Source organism: Stenotrophomonas sp. 22DLJC03 (assembly GCF_056861405.1).
Map to the genome: position 1 here is coordinate 58,909 of NZ_JBSPUG010000009.1, position 16,271 is coordinate 75,179.

The 16,271-nt window shown below is 63.5% G+C and carries 15 protein-coding genes; 14 read left to right on the forward strand and 1 reads right to left on the reverse strand.

Annotated elements, in window-relative coordinates; translation table 11 throughout:
* On the reverse strand, positions 1–141 hold the full coding sequence (gene rpmH / locus AC13GA_RS20015) for a 50S ribosomal protein L34 (RefSeq protein WP_006404565.1): 141 nt from the start codon (positions 139–141) through the stop codon (positions 1–3).
* A 255-nt stretch (positions 142–396) separates the two neighbouring features.
* Here rpmH and dnaA point away from each other — a divergent pair, with 255 nt between their 5' ends.
* The 14 genes from dnaA to AC13GA_RS20085 all read left to right on the forward strand — a co-directional run bounded on the left by dnaA (position 397) and on the right by AC13GA_RS20085 (position 16,134).
* Positions 397–1,728 carry a chromosomal replication initiator protein DnaA gene (gene dnaA, locus AC13GA_RS20020; RefSeq protein ID WP_046983842.1) on the forward strand — a complete coding sequence of 444 codons (1,332 nt, stop codon included), beginning with the start codon at positions 397–399 and terminating at the stop codon, positions 1,726–1,728.
* A gap of 276 nt (positions 1,729–2,004) precedes the next feature.
* Positions 2,005–3,105, forward strand: a complete 1,101-nt coding sequence (dnaN, locus tag AC13GA_RS20025; protein ID WP_006404569.1) for a DNA polymerase III subunit beta — start codon at positions 2,005–2,007, stop codon at positions 3,103–3,105.
* A 999-nt stretch (positions 3,106–4,104) separates the two neighbouring features.
* Positions 4,105–5,199, forward strand: coding sequence for a DNA replication/repair protein RecF (gene recF / locus AC13GA_RS20030; RefSeq protein ID WP_295381836.1), 1,095 nt, complete (start codon positions 4,105–4,107; stop codon positions 5,197–5,199).
* Between the two features lie 112 nt (positions 5,200–5,311).
* On the forward strand, positions 5,312–7,771 hold the full coding sequence (gene gyrB, locus AC13GA_RS20035; protein ID WP_482998816.1) for a DNA topoisomerase (ATP-hydrolyzing) subunit B: 2,460 nt from the start codon (positions 5,312–5,314) through the stop codon (positions 7,769–7,771).
* Between the two features lie 67 nt (positions 7,772–7,838).
* Positions 7,839–8,684 (forward strand): CPBP family intramembrane glutamic endopeptidase, encoded by an 846-nt coding sequence (locus AC13GA_RS20040; protein WP_482998817.1) that lies wholly within the window; start codon positions 7,839–7,841, stop codon positions 8,682–8,684.
* 71 nt (positions 8,685–8,755) lie between these two features.
* The gene (locus tag AC13GA_RS20045; protein WP_046983846.1) at positions 8,756–9,562 is read left to right on the forward strand and encodes a M48 family metallopeptidase; all 807 of its coding nucleotides are present in this window, start codon (positions 8,756–8,758) and stop codon (positions 9,560–9,562) included.
* A gap of 132 nt (positions 9,563–9,694) precedes the next feature.
* Positions 9,695–10,888, forward strand: coding sequence for a tetratricopeptide repeat protein (locus tag AC13GA_RS20050; protein ID WP_046983847.1), 1,194 nt, complete (start codon positions 9,695–9,697; stop codon positions 10,886–10,888).
* Positions 10,889–11,031: 143 nt separating this feature from the next.
* The gene (locus AC13GA_RS20055) at positions 11,032–11,700 is read left to right on the forward strand and encodes an energy transducer TonB (RefSeq protein ID WP_012509602.1); all 669 of its coding nucleotides are present in this window, start codon (positions 11,032–11,034) and stop codon (positions 11,698–11,700) included.
* A gap of 95 nt (positions 11,701–11,795) precedes the next feature.
* Positions 11,796–12,557 carry a TonB-system energizer ExbB gene (gene exbB / locus AC13GA_RS20060; RefSeq protein ID WP_004132614.1) on the forward strand — a complete coding sequence of 254 codons (762 nt, stop codon included), beginning with the start codon at positions 11,796–11,798 and terminating at the stop codon, positions 12,555–12,557.
* Between the two features lie 60 nt (positions 12,558–12,617).
* Entirely contained in the window at positions 12,618–13,043 is a 426-nt protein-coding gene (locus tag AC13GA_RS20065) for an ExbD/TolR family protein (RefSeq protein WP_012509603.1), read from the forward strand.
* A 3-nt stretch (positions 13,044–13,046) separates the two neighbouring features.
* Positions 13,047–13,460: an ExbD/TolR family protein gene (locus AC13GA_RS20070; protein WP_004132666.1), complete on the forward strand. Its 414-nt coding sequence runs from the start codon at positions 13,047–13,049 to the stop codon at positions 13,458–13,460.
* 150 nt (positions 13,461–13,610) lie between these two features.
* Positions 13,611–15,071 (forward strand): cardiolipin synthase, encoded by a 1,461-nt coding sequence (gene cls / locus AC13GA_RS20075; RefSeq protein ID WP_482998818.1) that lies wholly within the window; start codon positions 13,611–13,613, stop codon positions 15,069–15,071.
* 40 nt (positions 15,072–15,111) lie between these two features.
* Complete coding sequence (locus AC13GA_RS20080) at positions 15,112–15,381, forward strand: hypothetical protein (RefSeq protein WP_241877569.1); 270 nt, start codon at positions 15,112–15,114, stop codon at positions 15,379–15,381.
* 9 nt (positions 15,382–15,390) lie between these two features.
* Complete coding sequence (locus AC13GA_RS20085; protein ID WP_428709487.1) at positions 15,391–16,134, forward strand: pyridoxine 5'-phosphate synthase; 744 nt, start codon at positions 15,391–15,393, stop codon at positions 16,132–16,134.
* Positions 16,135–16,271 lie beyond the last annotated feature (137 nt).

Below are 16,271 nucleotides of genomic sequence, written 5' to 3' on the forward strand. Positions count from 1 at the left end.
TCAGGCGCTCAGGACTTTGCGGCCCTTGGCGCGGCGACGCGACAGGATCTTGCGGCCGTCAGCGGTCTTCATACGGGCACGGAAGCCGTGGTCGCGCTTACGCTTGAGGTTGCTGGGCTGGAAGGTGCGCTTGGTGGCCATGTGGGCCTCTCGTATGAATGGGACGGAAAGAACCGGAAATTTTAGAGAGGTACCCCACCCCGCGTCAACCCCTTGGAGCTACGCGAATTCACCGGCCTGTGCAATAGCTGTGGATGTTTTTGTGAATAAGTAGGGGACAAGCATTCCGAAGCCCTGCGCTCGGTGGTAGTCTGAGCCATCCATTTCCCCCCCTTTCCGGCCTGTGTTTGGGCGCCTTGTCGCGTCCATGCCCCGGCCACCGGACGATTATTGCTGATGGATGCCTGGTCCCGTAGTCTCGAGCGCCTCGAAGCGGAGTTCCCGCCGGAAGACGTTCACACCTGGTTGAAGCCACTGCAGGCCGATCTGCGCGTGGACAGCCTGGTGCTGTATGCACCGAATGCCTTCATCGTCGACCAGGTACGCGAACTGTACCTGGCCCGGATCCGCGAACTGCTGGCCCACTTCGCCGGTTTCAGCGACGTTTTTCTTGAAATCGGCTCGCGCCCGCGGCCGGTGGAGGCGCAGAACGCGCCGGTTTCCACGCCGTCGGGACATGCTTCCAGCGAACCGCAGGTGCCGTTCGCCGGCAACCTGGACAATCACTACACCTTCGCCAACTTCGTCGAAGGCCGCAGCAACCAGCTGGGCCTGGCCGCTGCCTTCCAGGCGGCGCAGAAGCCGGGCGACCGTGCGCACAATCCGCTGCTGCTGTACGGAGGCACCGGCCTGGGCAAGACCCACCTGATGTTCGCCGCCGGCAACGCCATGCGCCAGGCCAACCCGGGGGCGAAGGTGCTGTACCTGCGCTCGGAACAGTTCTTCAGCGCGATGATCCGGGCCCTGCAGGAAAAGACCATGGATCAGTTCAAGCGGCAGTTCCAGCAGGTGGACGCGCTGCTGATCGATGACATCCAGTTCTTCGCCGGCAAGGACCGCACCCAGGAAGAGTTCTTCCACACCTTCAACGCGTTGTTCGATGGCAAGCAGCAGATCATCCTCACCTGCGACCGCTATCCGCGCGAAGTCGAAGGCCTGGAAGCGCGCCTGAAGTCGCGGCTTGCCTGGGGCCTGTCGGTCGCGATCGAACCGCCGGACTTCGAGACCCGCGCCGCGATCGTGCTGGCCAAGGCGCGCGAACGCGGTGCCGAGATTCCCGATGATGTTGCGTTCCTGATCGCCAAGAAGATGCGCTCCAACGTGCGCGACCTCGAGGGCGCGCTGAATACCCTGACTGCCCGTGCCAATTTCACCGGCCGTGCGATCACCACCGAATTCGCCCAGGAAACCCTGCGCGATCTGCTGCGCGCCCAGCAGCAGGCGATCAGCATTCCCAACATCCAGAAAACGGTTGCCGACTACTACGGCCTGCAGATCAAGGATCTGCTGTCCAAGCGCCGGACCCGTTCGCTGGCTCGTCCGCGCCAGGTCGCCATGGCCCTGACCAAGGAGCTGACCGAGCACAGCTTGCCCGAGATCGGCGACGCCTTCGCCGGTCGCGACCACACCACGGTGCTGCATGCCTGCCGGCAGATCCGCACCCTGATGGAGGCCGACGGCAAGCTCCGCGAGGACTGGGACAAGCTGATCCGGAAGCTGAGCGAATGATGCACGTCCGCCGATAAGGCGTCATCGCATAAAACGGTGCAAAATCCGGTAGCAAGCGCGGGACAGGGTGTGGATAAAAAAGCCGTTCGATTTCGCGGTAAATTTATCCACAGCTTTCCCCACCCCTTGGGGGCTGGTAGTGCAGAGGGTTTCGAGGCCTGAAACTTCTTTTATTACAAAGACTTAGCTGTGTTTTCCAGCGATTCTGGCTCTACCATCACCACCAAGCTTTTGATTTATTCCACATCTTTTTAAAGCATAGGGGCACGGAACCACATGCGTTTCACACTGCAGCGCGAAGCCTTTCTCAAGCCGTTGGCACAGGTCGTCAACGTGGTCGAACGCCGCCAGACCCTTCCGGTTCTGGCCAATTTCCTGGTCCAGGTGCAGAACGGCCAGCTGTCGCTGACCGGTACCGATCTGGAAGTCGAAATGGTGTCGCGGATCGCGGTTGAAGATGCGCAGGACGGCGAAACCACGATCCCAGCCCGCAAGCTGTTTGAGATCATCCGCGCCCTGCCCGATGGCAGCCGGATCACCGTCTCGCAGACCGGTGACAAGATCACCGTGCAGGCAGGCCGCAGCCGCTTCACGCTCGCTACCCTGCCCTCCAACGACTTCCCGTCGGTGGATGAAGTGGAAGCGACCGAGCGCGTTGCGATCGGCGAAGCGACCCTGAAGGAGCTGATCGAACGCACTGCGTTCGCGATGGCCCAGCAGGACGTGCGCTACTACCTCAATGGCCTGCTGTTCGACCTGCGTGGCGATGCGCTGCGTACGGTTGCCACTGACGGTCATCGCCTGGCCCTGTGCGAAACCGATCTGGCCAAGCCCAGCGGTTCCAAGCGCCAGATCATCGTGCCGCGCAAGGGCGTGACCGAATTGCAACGCCTGCTGGAAAGCGGCGACCGTGAGATCGAGCTGGAAGTCGGTCGCAGCCACGTGCGCGTCAAGCGCGACGATGTCACCTTTACCTCAAAGTTGATCGATGGCCGCTTCCCGGACTACGAAGCAGTGATCCCGATCGGCGCCGATCGCGAGGTCAAGGTGAACCGTGAGTCGCTGCGTGCGTCGTTGCAGCGTGCGGCGATCCTGTCCAACGAAAAGTACCGCGGTATTCGCGTGGAAGTCTCGCCGGGCAACCTCAAGATCAGCGCGCACAACCCGGAGCAGGAAGAGGCCCAGGAAGAGATCGAAGCGGACACCACCGTCAGCGACCTGGCCATCGGCTTCAACGTGAACTACTTGCTGGATGCCCTGTCCGCCCTGCGCGACGAGGAAGTCATCATCCAGCTGCGCGATTCCAACTCCTCGGCGCTGGTGCGTGAATCCAGCAGCGAGAAGTCGCGCCACGTGGTGATGCCGCTGCGTCTCTGACATCAGCGCTGTTTCACGTGGAACCGAACGACGCCCGGGATCTTCCCGGGCGTTTTTTTTGTTCCACGTGGAGCATCGTCACCTGGATCTTTGCGGAGCTGAGTCATGCCCGTTGGTTCTTTCAGATGCTCCGCTTCTCTTCGATCACTCGTGGCGTGAAGTGCTGCCTGCATTGACGAAGAGCTTCACTCACCTCGAGGCCTGCTTCCAACGCAATTACGATCATGTCGAGGGCGAGTTGTGCGGGTGAATCCGCAGATCGAGGGAGCGCTTCCAGGAAAGCGGAAGTCGCGACGATTTGGGTATGGCTCAACGATCGATCTGCAGTGCCTGCTGACGCGACTGTCCACAGGGTTGATTCCGGGGGATTCGGGCCCTGCCAAGCTTCTAAATCTGGGTATAAATCTAAAGCATGGTGGTGATGGTAAGGCCAGATTTCGTGGAGAAACAGCCTATCTTTATGATTTAAAAGAGATTTATTGGCCTGAAACCCCCTGTATAGCGGGCCCTGGGGCTGGGGGGGAACCTGTGGATAGTTTCGAACTGAGCGCGGAAGGCCTTTTTTATCCACAGATTGCCCATACCTTGTGTATAAGTCATACAGTCCTGCTGTGGATAGCGTGAAACGGCAATGCGAATTTCTTTGAAATCTGTGGAACCTCGCGGGCCAGGGCTTCCCGGATTTCAAGGAATCTGCAGGTGTAGATCCGTTGGCGGCTGGTGCCGGCTGCTGAAGATCCTGTAAGTGGCACTGAAATCGTTGAAATCTGCGGGTCAACCCCCTGCCACGGCGCACAGATTTGAAGGATTTTTCGCTGGGTGCGGGCCTTGGCATCGCCGCTACGGCAACCGTTGTCCACGTGGAACCCAGCATTGGGTCAGCGCCAACGGTGTCCTGTGTGCCAAGCATCCAGCTGCAGCCGCTGGGCTTGACCGATGCAGTAAGCTGATGGATTCCCCGCTCCTCTACCGCCCTGTGCGGATGGTCCTTCGCGCCCCATGCAGATCCGCCGCCTCGCCCTGCACCAACTGCGTCGCTTCAATGCGGTGGACCTCTCTCCGCAGCCGGGCTTGAACCTGCTGACCGGAGACAATGGCGCCGGCAAGACCAGCATTCTTGAGGCCCTGCACCTGATGGCCTATGGGCGCAGTTTCCGCGGCCGGGTACGTGATGGCCTGGTCCGCCAGGGGCAGGAAGCGTTGGAGATCTTCGTGGAATGGGATGAACAGCGCGCCAGCCACCCTCCTCATCGGCGAAAGGCCGGTCTGCGCCACAGTGGCCAGGACTGGAAGGGACGATTGGATGGCGAAGACGTTGCCCAGCTCGGCAACCTCTGTGCTGCCTTGGCGGTGGTGACCTTTGAACCAGGCAGCCACGCACTGGTCAGCGGGGGCGGCGAACCCCGCCGCCGGTTCCTCGATTGGGGCTTGTTCCACGTGGAACCGGATTTTCTATCCCTGTGGCGCCGCTACTCCCGGGCGCTCAAGCAACGCAATGCACTGCTCAAACAGGGCGGGCCTTCGCGGATGCTGGATACCTGGGACCACGAGCTGGCCGAGGCAGGCGAACCGCTGACCAGCCGCCGCCAGCACTATCTGGAACGGCTGCAGCAACGAACCGTGGCACTTGCGGCGGAACTGGCTCCCCAGCTGGGTATCCAAGCGATGGAACTGAGTCCGGGCTGGCGTCGCCACGAGTTGCCGTTGGCCGATGCGCTGCTGCTGGCCCGCGAACGCGACCGCCAAGCGGGCTATACCTCGGTCGGGCCGCACCGGGCGGACTGGAGCGTGGACTTCCACAGTATTCCTGGCCGTGATGCGCTGTCCCGTGGCCAGGCCAAGCTGACAGCCCTGGCCTGCCTGCTGGCCCAGGCCGAAGACTATGCGGAACAGCGCGGGGAGTGGCCGGTCATCGCCCTGGATGATCTGGCCTCGGAGCTGGATCGTACCCACCAGGCACGGGTACTGGAGCGGCTGCTTGGCGGGCCGGCCCAGATTTTCGTCACCGCTACCGAAACCCCGGTGGCGCTGCAGGAACTGACCCACATCGCCCGGTTCCACGTGGAACATGCACAGATCGTGGCTGTGCCATAGTGGGCACAACAGGGCCGCTCGACCCCGGCTGGTATAATTCGGGTTGGAATCCTTTCATTCTCGGCGCATCGCCCAAAGCGGTGCCCGACCTGCGGAGCCTACGGCAAGCGCAATGAGCGACGAACAGAACACCCCGGCAAACAACGGCAACTACGACGCCAACAGCATTACGGCCTTGGAAGGCCTGGAGGCTGTCCGCAAGCGCCCAGGCATGTACATCGGTGACGTCCATGACGGCACCGGCCTGCACCACATGGTGTTCGAGGTGGTCGACAACTCAATCGACGAAGCCCTCGCCGGCCATGCCGACCACGTGGCGGTGACGATCCACGCCGACGGCTCGGTTTCGGTGTCCGACAACGGTCGCGGCATTCCGACGGGCAAGCACGAGCAGATGAGCGCCAAGCTTGGCCGGGAAGTGTCCGCTGCCGAAGTGGTGATGACCGTCCTGCACGCAGGCGGCAAGTTCGACGACAACAGCTACAAGGTTTCCGGCGGCCTGCATGGCGTCGGCGTCAGCGTGGTCAACGCGCTGTCGCAGAAGCTGCTGGTGGACGTGTTCCAGGGCGGTTTCCACTACCAGCAGGAATTCAGCAACGGCGCCGCGGTCACCCCGCTGGCAAAGCTGGAGAGCACCACCAAGCGCGGCACCACCGTGCGCTTCTGGCCCTCGACCGTGGCGTTCCACGACAACGTGGAATACCACTACGACATCCTGGCCCGTCGCCTGCGTGAGCTGTCGTTCCTGAATTCCGGCGTCAAGATCGTGCTGGCCGACGAGCGTGGTGATGGCCGTCGCGATGACTTCCACTACGAAGGCGGCATCCGCAGCTTCGTCGAGCATCTGGCCCAGCTGAAGACCCCGCTGCACCCGAACGTCATCTCGGTCACCGGCGAGCACAACAACATCGTGGTGGATGTGGCGCTGCAGTGGACAGACTCCTACCAGGAGACGATGTACTGCTTCACCAACAACATCCCGCAGAAGGACGGTGGTACCCACCTGGCCGGCTTCCGTGGCGCGCTGACCCGTGTGCTCAACAACTACATCGAGCAGAACGGCATCGCCAAGCAGGCCAAGATCAACCTGACCGGCGATGACATGCGCGAAGGCATGATCGCGGTGCTGTCGGTGAAGGTGCCCGATCCCAGTTTCTCCAGCCAGACCAAGGAAAAGCTGGTCAGCTCCGACGTGCGCCCCGCCGTGGAAAACGCCTTCGGCGCGCGGCTGGAAGAGTTCCTGCAGGAAAACCCGAACGAAGCCAAGGCGATCGCGGGCAAGATCGTCGACGCCGCGCGTGCCCGTGAAGCCGCGCGCAAGGCCCGCGACCTGACCCGCCGCAAGGGCGCGCTGGACATCGCCGGCCTGCCGGGCAAGCTGGCCGACTGCCAGGAAAAGGATCCGGCACTGTCCGAACTGTTCATCGTCGAGGGTGACTCGGCAGGTGGCTCGGCCAAGCAGGGCCGCAACCGCAAGAACCAGGCGGTGCTGCCGTTGCGCGGCAAGATCCTCAACGTGGAACGCGCGCGCTTCGACCGCATGCTGGCCTCGGACCAGGTCGGTACGCTGATCACCGCGCTGGGTACCGGCATTGGCCGTGACGAGTACAACCCGGACAAGCTGCGCTACCACAAGATCATCATCATGACCGACGCCGACGTTGACGGCGCCCATATCCGCACGCTGCTGCTGACGTTCTTCTACCGTCAGATGCCGGAGCTGATCGAGCGTGGTTACGTCTACATCGGCCTGCCGCCGCTGTACAAGATCAAGCAGGGCAAGCAGGAGCTGTACCTGAAGGATGACCCGGCGCTGGACAGCTACCTGGCCAGCAGTGCGGTGGAAAACGCTGCGCTGGTTCCGGCTACCGGTGAACCGGGCATCGAAGGCCTGGCGCTGGAAAAGCTGCTGCTGACCTACGCCGCCGCGCAGGATTCGATCGAGCGCAACGCGCACCGCTACGACCGCAACGTGCTCGAAGCACTGGTCGACTTCGTGCCGATGGATATGGACAGCCTGCGCAATGCTGGCGAAGGCGAAGGCCTGGATGCACTGGCCAAGCGCCTCAACCAGGGCAGCCTGGGCAGCCCGCGCTTCACCCTGGAGCTGCAGGAAGCCAACGAGCAGCACCCGGCAGCCGTGCTGGTGACCCGCCGTCACATGGGCGAAGAGCTCATCCAGGTGCTGCCGCTGTCGGCCTTCGAAAGCGGTGAACTGCGTGCGATCCACCAGGCGTCGACGCTGCTGCATGGCCTGGTCCGCGAAGGCGCGATCATTTCCCGTGGCGCCAAGTCCATCGAAGTGGACACGTTCGCCAAGGCACAGAACTGGCTGCTCGAGGAGGCCAAGCGCGGCCGTCAGATCCAGCGATTCAAGGGTCTGGGTGAAATGAATCCGGAGCAGTTGTGGGACACCACGGTGAATCCGGAGACCCGCCGACTGCTGCAGGTGCGTATCGAAGATGCCGTCGCAGCTGACCAGATATTCAGCACCCTGATGGGTGATGTCGTCGAACCGCGTCGCGATTTCATCGAAGACAACGCGCTGAAGGTCGCAAACCTGGATATCTGACACAATCGGATCATGGCCGGTGCGCGGGGAGGTGCACCGGCTTTCGACCCTTGAACGCAGGTACCTGATGTCCGCTTCCGCCCCGGTTTCCGCCCCGCCCCCGGTTCCGCCGGCCTCAGTCGCGCCGCGCGCGGGTTCCCCGTTGGCGGGCTTCTTCATCGATCTGGGCATTGCCGCGGTCACCCTGTTCGGCCTGAGCATGGTCACCGGCCTGCTCTGGGGCTTCTATCGCGCCATCGTGGTTGGTTATGCCAATGCACAGGCAAATGGCGGCGCCCTGTCGCCGGCAGAAACAACAGCGGCCGTCGGCCAGCCCGGGGCCCTGGCGCAGATCCTGATGGCCCTGATCGCCACCGGTGGAGCCGCCCTGCTCCTGTACTTCTGGCGACGCCCGGCCAATGCGGCCGAACGCCAGGCTTCACGACAGGCGCTGCGGCGGCCCTCGACCTGGGGCTGGACCGTGCTGGTGGCCCTGTTGATCGTGCTGGGCAGCAACGGCATCGCCTTTCTGGCCAAACAGTTTGGCATCGCGCCGGTGCCCACCAACGTGGAACTGATGCAGAACGCGATCGCGCGTTTCCCGCTGTTCCTGGTGCTGTTCGCAGTCGTGCTGGCGCCTGCCTACGAGGAGCTGCTGTTCCGCCGCGTGCTGTTCGGCCGCCTGTGGCAGGCTGGCCGTCCCTGGCTGGGTGTCATCCTCAGCAGCCTGGCCTTCGCGCTGGTCCACGAAGTACCAGGGGTGAGCAGGAATTCACTGCTGGGCATGGCCCAGCTGTGGCTGGTCTACGGCGGCATGGGCGCCGCGTTCTGCTGGCTGTACCAGCGCACCGGCACGCTGTGGGCGGCGATCACAGCCCATGCACTGAACAACGCTGTCGCACTTGCCGCTATGGTGTTCCTGGGATCAACGTAACGCCGTGTCCGCTTGACGAAAGATTAAGCCGTTACGCTACACACTGCGCATATGAACACGGGGGTGCACCCATGAAACACCTGCTGCTGGCCCTTGTCATCACCACGTTGGTCAGTGCTTGTGCGACCACGACGTCACCCACTGGCCGTCGGCAGATGGTCGGTGGCGTGTCACAGGCGCAGCTGGACCAGCTCGGTGCGCAGGCATTCGCCGAGACCAAGCAGAAGGAAAAGATCAGCACCGATGGCCGCCAGAACGGCTATGTGCAGTGCGTGGTCAACGCCCTTGTCGCGCAGCTGCCGCCTCAATACCGTGGCGTACGGTGGGAGACGGCGGTGTTCGTCGACAAGGAGCCCAACGCCTTCGCCCTGCCCGGTGGCAAGGTTGGTGTGAACACCGGCATCTTCACCGTGGCCAAGAACCAGGATCAGTTGGCTGCCGTAATCGGCCATGAAATCGGCCACGTCATCGCCCGCCATCACGAAGAACGCATCACCCGCCAGATGGGCGCACAGACCGGCCTGGCCGTGCTCGGTGCGCTGGCCGGTGCCGCCTACGGGGAAGGCGCCGCCAGTACGGTCAACCAGCTCGGTGGCATGGGTGCGCAGACCGCTTTCCTGCTGCCAGGTTCGCGCACCCAGGAAAGCGAAGCCGACGTGATCGGCCAGCGGCTGATGGCGCAGGCGGGGTTCAACCCGGCGCAGGCCGTCGATCTGTGGCAGAACATGATGGCCGCCAGTGGCGGTCGTAGCCCACAATGGCTGTCCACCCACCCTGATCCGGCCAACCGGATCCAGGAACTGCGACGCGATGCACCGGGCCTGACCCCGGTCTATCAGCAAGCGCAGGCGGGTGGGCTGCGGCCAAAGTGCGGATGAGTGCGCAGTTTCATGCTGTATTGCAGCACATAAAACGATTTCTCACGCCATCTGTTTCTGATACGTTTGGCGGCTCAGATTTTTCTGACAGTCCGACTTTGCCGCTAACCGGCGGTTCGATCGAGGTGAACGATGATTTTCCGTAACCACAAAGCAGTGCTTTCCGTCCTCGTCGCGACCGCCCTGACCGGCGCCGTGGTCACCGATGCCTTCGCGCAGTCCTCGCGTTCCTCCGAGCGCGGCAACCGCGGTGGCAGCAGCAAGCAGGCCAAGGCCGAGGCGCTGTACCCGAACGCGACCCGCCAGGAGCCGTCGGTCAAGGCCTCGGCCAAGATGGGCAGCAAGCTGCAGAAAATGATCGACAGCTACAACAAGGAAAAGTTCCCGGAGACCCGTACCCAGGCCGACGCAATCCTGGCTGACAGCGCCGCGAACGAGTACGACAAGTCGCTGGCCGCGCAGCTGGCCTCGCAGGCCGCCTACCAGACCGACGACACCCCGGCTGCCGTCGCCTACCTGAAGCAGGTCCTGCAGTTCAACGGCCTGGACAACAACGGCCACTTCCAGTCGATGCTGATGCTCGGCCAGCTGGAGCTGCAGGAAGACAAGACCGCCGAAGGGCTGGCGACCCTGGACAAGTACTTCGCCGAGAGCAAGTCGACCAAGCCGGAAGAACTGATTGCCAAGGGCCAGGCGCTGTACCAGCTGGAGCGCTACCAGGAAGCGATCCCGGTGCTGAAGCAGGCCATCGCCGGCTCCGCCGAGCCGAAGGACAACTGGAACCAGCTGCTGATGGCGGCCCTGTCCGAAGCCGGCCAGTCCGGTGAAGCGGTCAAGGAAGCCGAGGCGCTGGCCGCCAAGAATCCGAATGACAAGAAGGCCCAGCTGAACCTGGCCAACATGTACATGCAGGCCGATCAGATGGACAAGGCTGCCACGGTGATGGACAAGCTGCGCAGCAGCGGCCAGCTCACCGAAGAGCGCGAGTACAAGCAGCTGTACTCGATCTATGCCAATACCGAGCACAAGGAAAAGGACGTCATCGCGGTCATCAACGAAGGGTTGCAGAAGGGCATCCTGAAGCCGGACTACCAGGTCTACCTGGCGCTGGCCCAGTCCTACTACTACTCCGACCAGGTGCCGCAGGCGATCGATGCGTGGCAGAAGGCCGCCCCGCTTTCCAAGGACGGTGAGACCTACCTGAACCTGGCACGCGTCCTGCATGCCGAAGGTCGCGTCCCCGAGGCCAGGCAGGCCGCCCAGCAGGCGCTGGCGAAGGGCGTGAAGAACCAGGCTGATGCCAAGAAAATCATCAACCTGAAGTAAGTAGGAATAACGCCTGAATGCCTGCACAGTTGATGCGCAGGCGCTCAGGATTGGTATAAGCTTGGAGGTTCCTGCGGTGTCATGCACCGCTGATCAGGGATTCCGCCCCCGGCATCCCGGCCCCACTATTGAGCTCTTGGCGCATGACGGAACAACTAGTCGTTCACCGGTACGAACAACCCGATGACAAGGGGCTGAGCTGGCCTCGCATCGTCGGCATCGCGTTTGTAATTGCCCTGCATCTGGCCGCCTTCATGATGCTCCTCATCCCCGCCGTGGCTCCCAAGGCCGTGGCTGAGAAGGAGCGTAACGTCATGGTGACCATCGTAGACGCGCCGCCGCCGCCACCCCCGCCGCCGCCGCCGCCGCCGCCGACGGATACTCCGCCGCCGCCGGTGAAGAACCTGTCGCCGCCGAAGCCGTCGCCGGTCCCGCCGCCGCCGCAGGCACCGGTCGTGGACGTGCCGGAGCCGCGCCCAAGCGACATCGTCACCCCGCCGTCGCCGCCGTCGCCGCCGGCTCCGCCGACCTCGATCGAGGCCAGCGTGGACATCTCGTCGAAGGCCATGAACCCGCCGCGCTACCCGCCGGCAGCCTTCCGCGCTGGTATCCAGGGCGAAGTGATCCTGATCATTGATGTCGATGCCAGCGGCAACGTCACCAATGTCACGGTGGAAAAGTCCAGCCGTAACCGCGACCTGGACCGTGCTGCGATGGAAGCTGCCCGGAAGTGGCGTTTCAACGCCGCCGAAGCTGGCGGTAAGAAGGCTGCTGGCCGCGTCCGCGTCCCGGTCAACTTTGCACTGAACTGATGCGGCCCGGGTGGCCAGCTGGCCACCCTCGCCCCTGGTTCGATTGTTTAGCTTAGCTACACCCTTTATCACCACACACAACAAAGGTAAGCGTCATGCTGCAGGAAATTTTCATCGCCGCTGCTGCCGGGGGCAATCCGTCCAACGCCCTGTCGCAGATGGGCTTCGAGCATCTGATCCACGAAATGACCACCAAGCCGGGTGATTTCGCGGTCTCCTGGGTCGTGCTGCTGACCCTGGTCGTGATGTCGGCCATGTCCTGGTACTGGACCGTCATCAACATCTTCCGTGCTACCCGCCTGAAGAGCGCCGCTGATCGCGTCGTCAGCCTGTTCTGGGATACCCCGAACGCGCAGGACGCCATCCGTGCGATGGAAGAGCAGCCGGCTTCGGAGCCGTTCTCGAAGATCGCTCTGGACGCTGCCCAGGCAGCTGCCCACCACCAGCGCGCTGAAGGCGGCGCCACCGGTGGCGTGGGTGAGAACCTGAGCCGCTCGGAGTTCGTCGACCGCGCCCTGCGCCAGGCCGTGACCCGCGAAAGCAACAAGCTGCAGTCGGGCATGACCCTGCTGGCCACCGTCGGTGCGACCGCTCCGTTCGTCGGTCTGCTGGGTACCGTGTGGGGCATCTACGGCGCGCTGATCAAGATCGGTGCCACCGGCTCCGCTTCGATCGACGCCGTTGCCGGCCCGGTGGGTGAAGCGCTGATCATGACCGCGATCGGTCTGTTCGTCGCGATCCCGGCCGTGTTCGCCTTCAACTTCTTCAGCAAGATCAACAGCGCGACCATCAGCAAGTTCGATACCTTCGCGCACGACCTGCACGACTTCTTCGCCACCGGTTCGCGCGTCCGCTAATTGCGACGCGCTGTACCTGCGACGAAGTAAGTAGTCACCAAGATCTAGACGGAGCCCGTTATGGCTTTCAGTAGTGGTAACAGCGGCGGCCCCATGGCCGACATCAACGTTACGCCCCTCGTGGACGTGATGCTGGTGCTGCTGATCATCTTCATCATCACGGCGCCCCTGATGTCCCACAAGGTCAAGGTGGATCTGCCGGAGGCCAACCTGGTCCAGAAGCCGGACGACACCAACGATCGCAAGGGTCCCATCACCCTGGCAGTCAAGGAAGATGGCTCGATCTACTGGAACGACGAAGAAATCAACAAGCAGACTCTCGAGTCGCGCTTGGCGACCGCCGCCCAGCAGACCCCGCAGCCGCCGCTGAACCTGCGTGGTGACCGCACCACCAAGATGCGCGTCATCAACGAGATGACCAAGATCGCGCAGGAACAGGGCATGCTGGACGTCGGCTTCGTTGCGACCAAAGAAAAGGGGCAATAAGCCATGGCATTCAGTAGTGGTGGTGGCAAGGGCCCCATGGCAGACATCAACGTCACGCCCCTCGTGGACGTGATGCTGGTGCTGCTGATCATCTTCATCGTGACCGCGCCGATCATGACGTACCCGATCGCCGTGGACCTGCCGCAGCGCGTGCTCAACCCACCGCCGCAGCTGGTCGAACCGCCGCCGCCGATCGAGTTGAAGATCGACGCCAGCAACCAGGTCTCGTGGAACAACAGCCCGATCAATGCGAGCGAGCTGCAGCAGCGGATGGAGCAGGAGGTCCAGCGTGACCCGACCAACCAGCCGGAACTGCGCATCGACGCCAGCCCGGATTCCGAGTACGACGTGATGGCCAAGGTCCTGGCCGCCGCGAAGAACGCTCAGATGAAGAAGATCGGTTTTGTGCAGCAGTAAACGCAATACCGCAATACAACAGTCATGACGCGACTGCAGACGCCCCTGGAAACAGGGGCGTCTTTTTTTTTGTCCGTCGGGGTCAGATCCCTTTTCCACAGAAAAGGGATCTGACCCCATCAGGCTGCACGCGCCCGTTATGATCGGCGGATGCTCGCCCTCTTCGACTCCCTGCGCCACTGGCTGGATGGCATCGCCCACCTCGGCACGATCCTGGCGGTGGCCTATCTGCTGTACCTGTTCGCGCTGGCGGGCTGGATCATGCTGCAGAAGCGCGAGCCGGTCGCCACGCTGAGCTGGATCCTGTCGCTGGCGCTGCTGCCGTACCTCGGCCTCTTCATCTACTACCTGCTGGGCCCGCAGAAGGTGAAGCGGCAGCGCCTGCGTCGTGGGCGTGCGCGCTCGGGCATGGAGCATTACAGCGACGTCTGCCCGCCCGATGCCGACTGCACCGAGCTGGCCAAGATCGCGCAGGCCACCACCGGACTGGCACCGAGCAGTGCCACCGAAGTGACCTGGCTGGTGGACGGCGCAGCCACCTACGCCGCGCTGCTTGAAGCTGTCGCGCAGGCACGCGATCACGTGCATCTGGAGTACTACATCTTCAACCCGGACCATGCCGGCACCGCGCTGCGCGACGCGCTGGTGGAACGTGCGCGGGCCGGCGTGCAGGTGCGCCTGCTGCTCGATGCGGTGGGCTCATCCGCCCTGCCGCGGCGCTTCCTGCAACCCCTGCTCGATGCCGGTGGCGAAGCGATCTGGTTCCACCCACGGCAGCTGTTGAAGCCGTTCAAGCGCCCATGGTTGAACCTGCGTACCCATCGCAAGCTGGTGATCGTCGATGGCCGCCTGGCCTTCACCGGTGGCATCAACATCACCGACGACGAGGACGAAAGCCGCAGGACCGATGCATACCGTGATCTGCACATGCGCATCCGTGGCCACGTGGTGCGAAGCCTGCAGCTGGTGTTCGCCGAGGACTGGCTGTATGCCAGTGGACAGGATCCATCGCGGATGGATATCGCGCGCCTGTGGCCAGCCGACATGCCCCTGCGGGGCGATGGCCCGATCAACGCCCAGGTACTGGTGTCCGGCCCGGATTCGGGCTGGGAGACCATCCATCGCCTGCACGTGGCGGCCATCCAGGAAGCGCACGAACGGGTATGGCTGGTCACGCCCTACTTCGTCCCGGGCGAAGCGGCGCGGATGGCGTTGACCTCGGCCGCGCTGGGCGGGCTGGACGTGCGCCTGCTGGTGCCGAAGATGAGCGACTCCTGGTTCGTCACCCAGGCCGCGCGCTCCTACTTTGACGAACTGCTGCATGCTGGCGTGAAGATCTACGAGTACGGCCCGCGCATGCTGCATACCAAGGCCTTCATCGCCGATGACGACGTCTGCATCGTCGGCAGCGCCAATTTCGACCACCGCAGCTTTCGGCTGAACTTCGAACTATCGATGATGATCAGCGATCGAGGTCGTGTTGCCGCACTGGCCGAGCTGCTGCAGGGCGAATTCGACCGTGCCACCCGGGTGAATGACCAGGCCGGCCGTTCGCTGTGGCTGCATCGCCTGCCGGAGGCGTTCGCACGGCTGGCCTCGCCGCTGCTCTGACGCAGCGCTACACTGCGGCGATCATCCGGGGAGCCCGACTATGTACTGGTTGTACCTGCTGCTGGCGCTGGGCTGTTTCGCCTTCGCCCTGAAGACGCCCAATGCCGGGTTGATGACCCTGTGCCTGCTGGCCGCACTCGCCTTCCTGCTGGCCTGGGTACGCGGCCGCTACGTGGCCCGCTTTGGCGATCTGCAGCGCGACCCCGCTACCCTGGTCGATGCCGAGGAACTGCGCCGCCTGCGCGAACAGGCCCAGGCCCGTCGCAATGCCGCCCCCGAAGAACACGATCCGTCCCCTCTTTCCAAGTAGTTCCGTTCCATGACCCAGCTCAGCGTCAACGTCAACAAGATCGCCGTCCTGCGCAACTCGCGCGGCGGTGCCGAACCGGACGTGGTGCGTGCCGCCCAGGCCTGCCTGGATGCCGGCGCGCATGGCATCACTGTGCACCCGCGGCCGGACCGTCGCCACATCACCGCCGAGGATGTGCTGGCCCTGTCCACGCTGACCCGTGCCCGTGGCGTCGAATTCAACATCGAAGGCAACCCGTTTGCACCGCCGCGCGAGGGCTACCCTGGGCTGCTGCCCATGTGCGCGCAGACCCGCCCGGCGCAGGCCACCCTGGTACCGGATGGCGACGGCCAGATCACCTCCGATCATGGCTTCGACTTCGAGCGCGATGCCGAGCGCCTGCGCCCGCTGATCGCGGAACTGAAGGCGATGGGCTGCCGGGTCAGCCTGTTCGTCGATGCCGGCAACCCGTTGCTGGAGCAGGCGGCGGAGGTCGGTGCCGACCGCATCGAGCTGTACACCGGGCCCTACGCCGAAGCGCATGCGGCCGGCGATGCCGATGCGGTGCTGGCGCTGTTCGCCACCGCTGCCCGTCGAGCGCAGGCCGTCGGCCTGGGCGTCAATGCTGGGCACGATCTGTCGCAGGACAACCTGCGCGATTTTCTGGCCAACGTGCCGGACGTGCTGGAGGTGTCGATCGGCCACGCGCTGATCGGTGAGGCCCTGTACGACGGGCTGGATGCCACCGTGCGTGGGTATCTGGCACTGCTTTGATGCATTGCAGCCGAGCGTAGGCTCGGCTCTACAAGGTCCCAGCATTAACTGTAGCAACTGTCTTGTCAGGCGGGGGCCATCTGGGCCTCCGCATCCCTTTTGCGGGCGTTGAGGATCACCAGCATCTTGCGCATCAC

Bases quoted from the DNA above. Each gene is read 5' to 3' on its own strand.
- rpmH (WP_006404565.1), bottom strand. From the start codon at position 141: ATGGCCACCAAGCGCACCTTCCAGCCCAGCAACCTCAAGCGTAAGCGC.
- dnaA (WP_046983842.1), top strand. From the start codon at position 397: ATGGATGCCTGGTCCCGTAGTCTCGAGCGCCTCGAAGCGGAGTTCCCG.
- dnaN (WP_006404569.1), top strand. From the start codon at position 2,005: ATGCGTTTCACACTGCAGCGCGAAGCCTTTCTCAAGCCGTTGGCACAG.
- recF (WP_295381836.1), top strand. From the start codon at position 4,105: ATGCAGATCCGCCGCCTCGCCCTGCACCAACTGCGTCGCTTCAATGCG.
- gyrB (WP_482998816.1), top strand. From the start codon at position 5,312: ATGAGCGACGAACAGAACACCCCGGCAAACAACGGCAACTACGACGCC.
- AC13GA_RS20040 (WP_482998817.1), top strand. From the start codon at position 7,839: ATGTCCGCTTCCGCCCCGGTTTCCGCCCCGCCCCCGGTTCCGCCGGCC.
- AC13GA_RS20045 (WP_046983846.1), top strand. From the start codon at position 8,756: ATGAAACACCTGCTGCTGGCCCTTGTCATCACCACGTTGGTCAGTGCT.
- AC13GA_RS20050 (WP_046983847.1), top strand. From the start codon at position 9,695: ATGATTTTCCGTAACCACAAAGCAGTGCTTTCCGTCCTCGTCGCGACC.
- AC13GA_RS20055 (WP_012509602.1), top strand. From the start codon at position 11,032: ATGACGGAACAACTAGTCGTTCACCGGTACGAACAACCCGATGACAAG.
- exbB (WP_004132614.1), top strand. From the start codon at position 11,796: ATGCTGCAGGAAATTTTCATCGCCGCTGCTGCCGGGGGCAATCCGTCC.
- AC13GA_RS20065 (WP_012509603.1), top strand. From the start codon at position 12,618: ATGGCTTTCAGTAGTGGTAACAGCGGCGGCCCCATGGCCGACATCAAC.
- AC13GA_RS20070 (WP_004132666.1), top strand. From the start codon at position 13,047: ATGGCATTCAGTAGTGGTGGTGGCAAGGGCCCCATGGCAGACATCAAC.
- cls (WP_482998818.1), top strand. From the start codon at position 13,611: ATGCTCGCCCTCTTCGACTCCCTGCGCCACTGGCTGGATGGCATCGCC.
- AC13GA_RS20080 (WP_241877569.1), top strand. From the start codon at position 15,112: ATGTACTGGTTGTACCTGCTGCTGGCGCTGGGCTGTTTCGCCTTCGCC.
- AC13GA_RS20085 (WP_428709487.1), top strand. From the start codon at position 15,391: ATGACCCAGCTCAGCGTCAACGTCAACAAGATCGCCGTCCTGCGCAAC.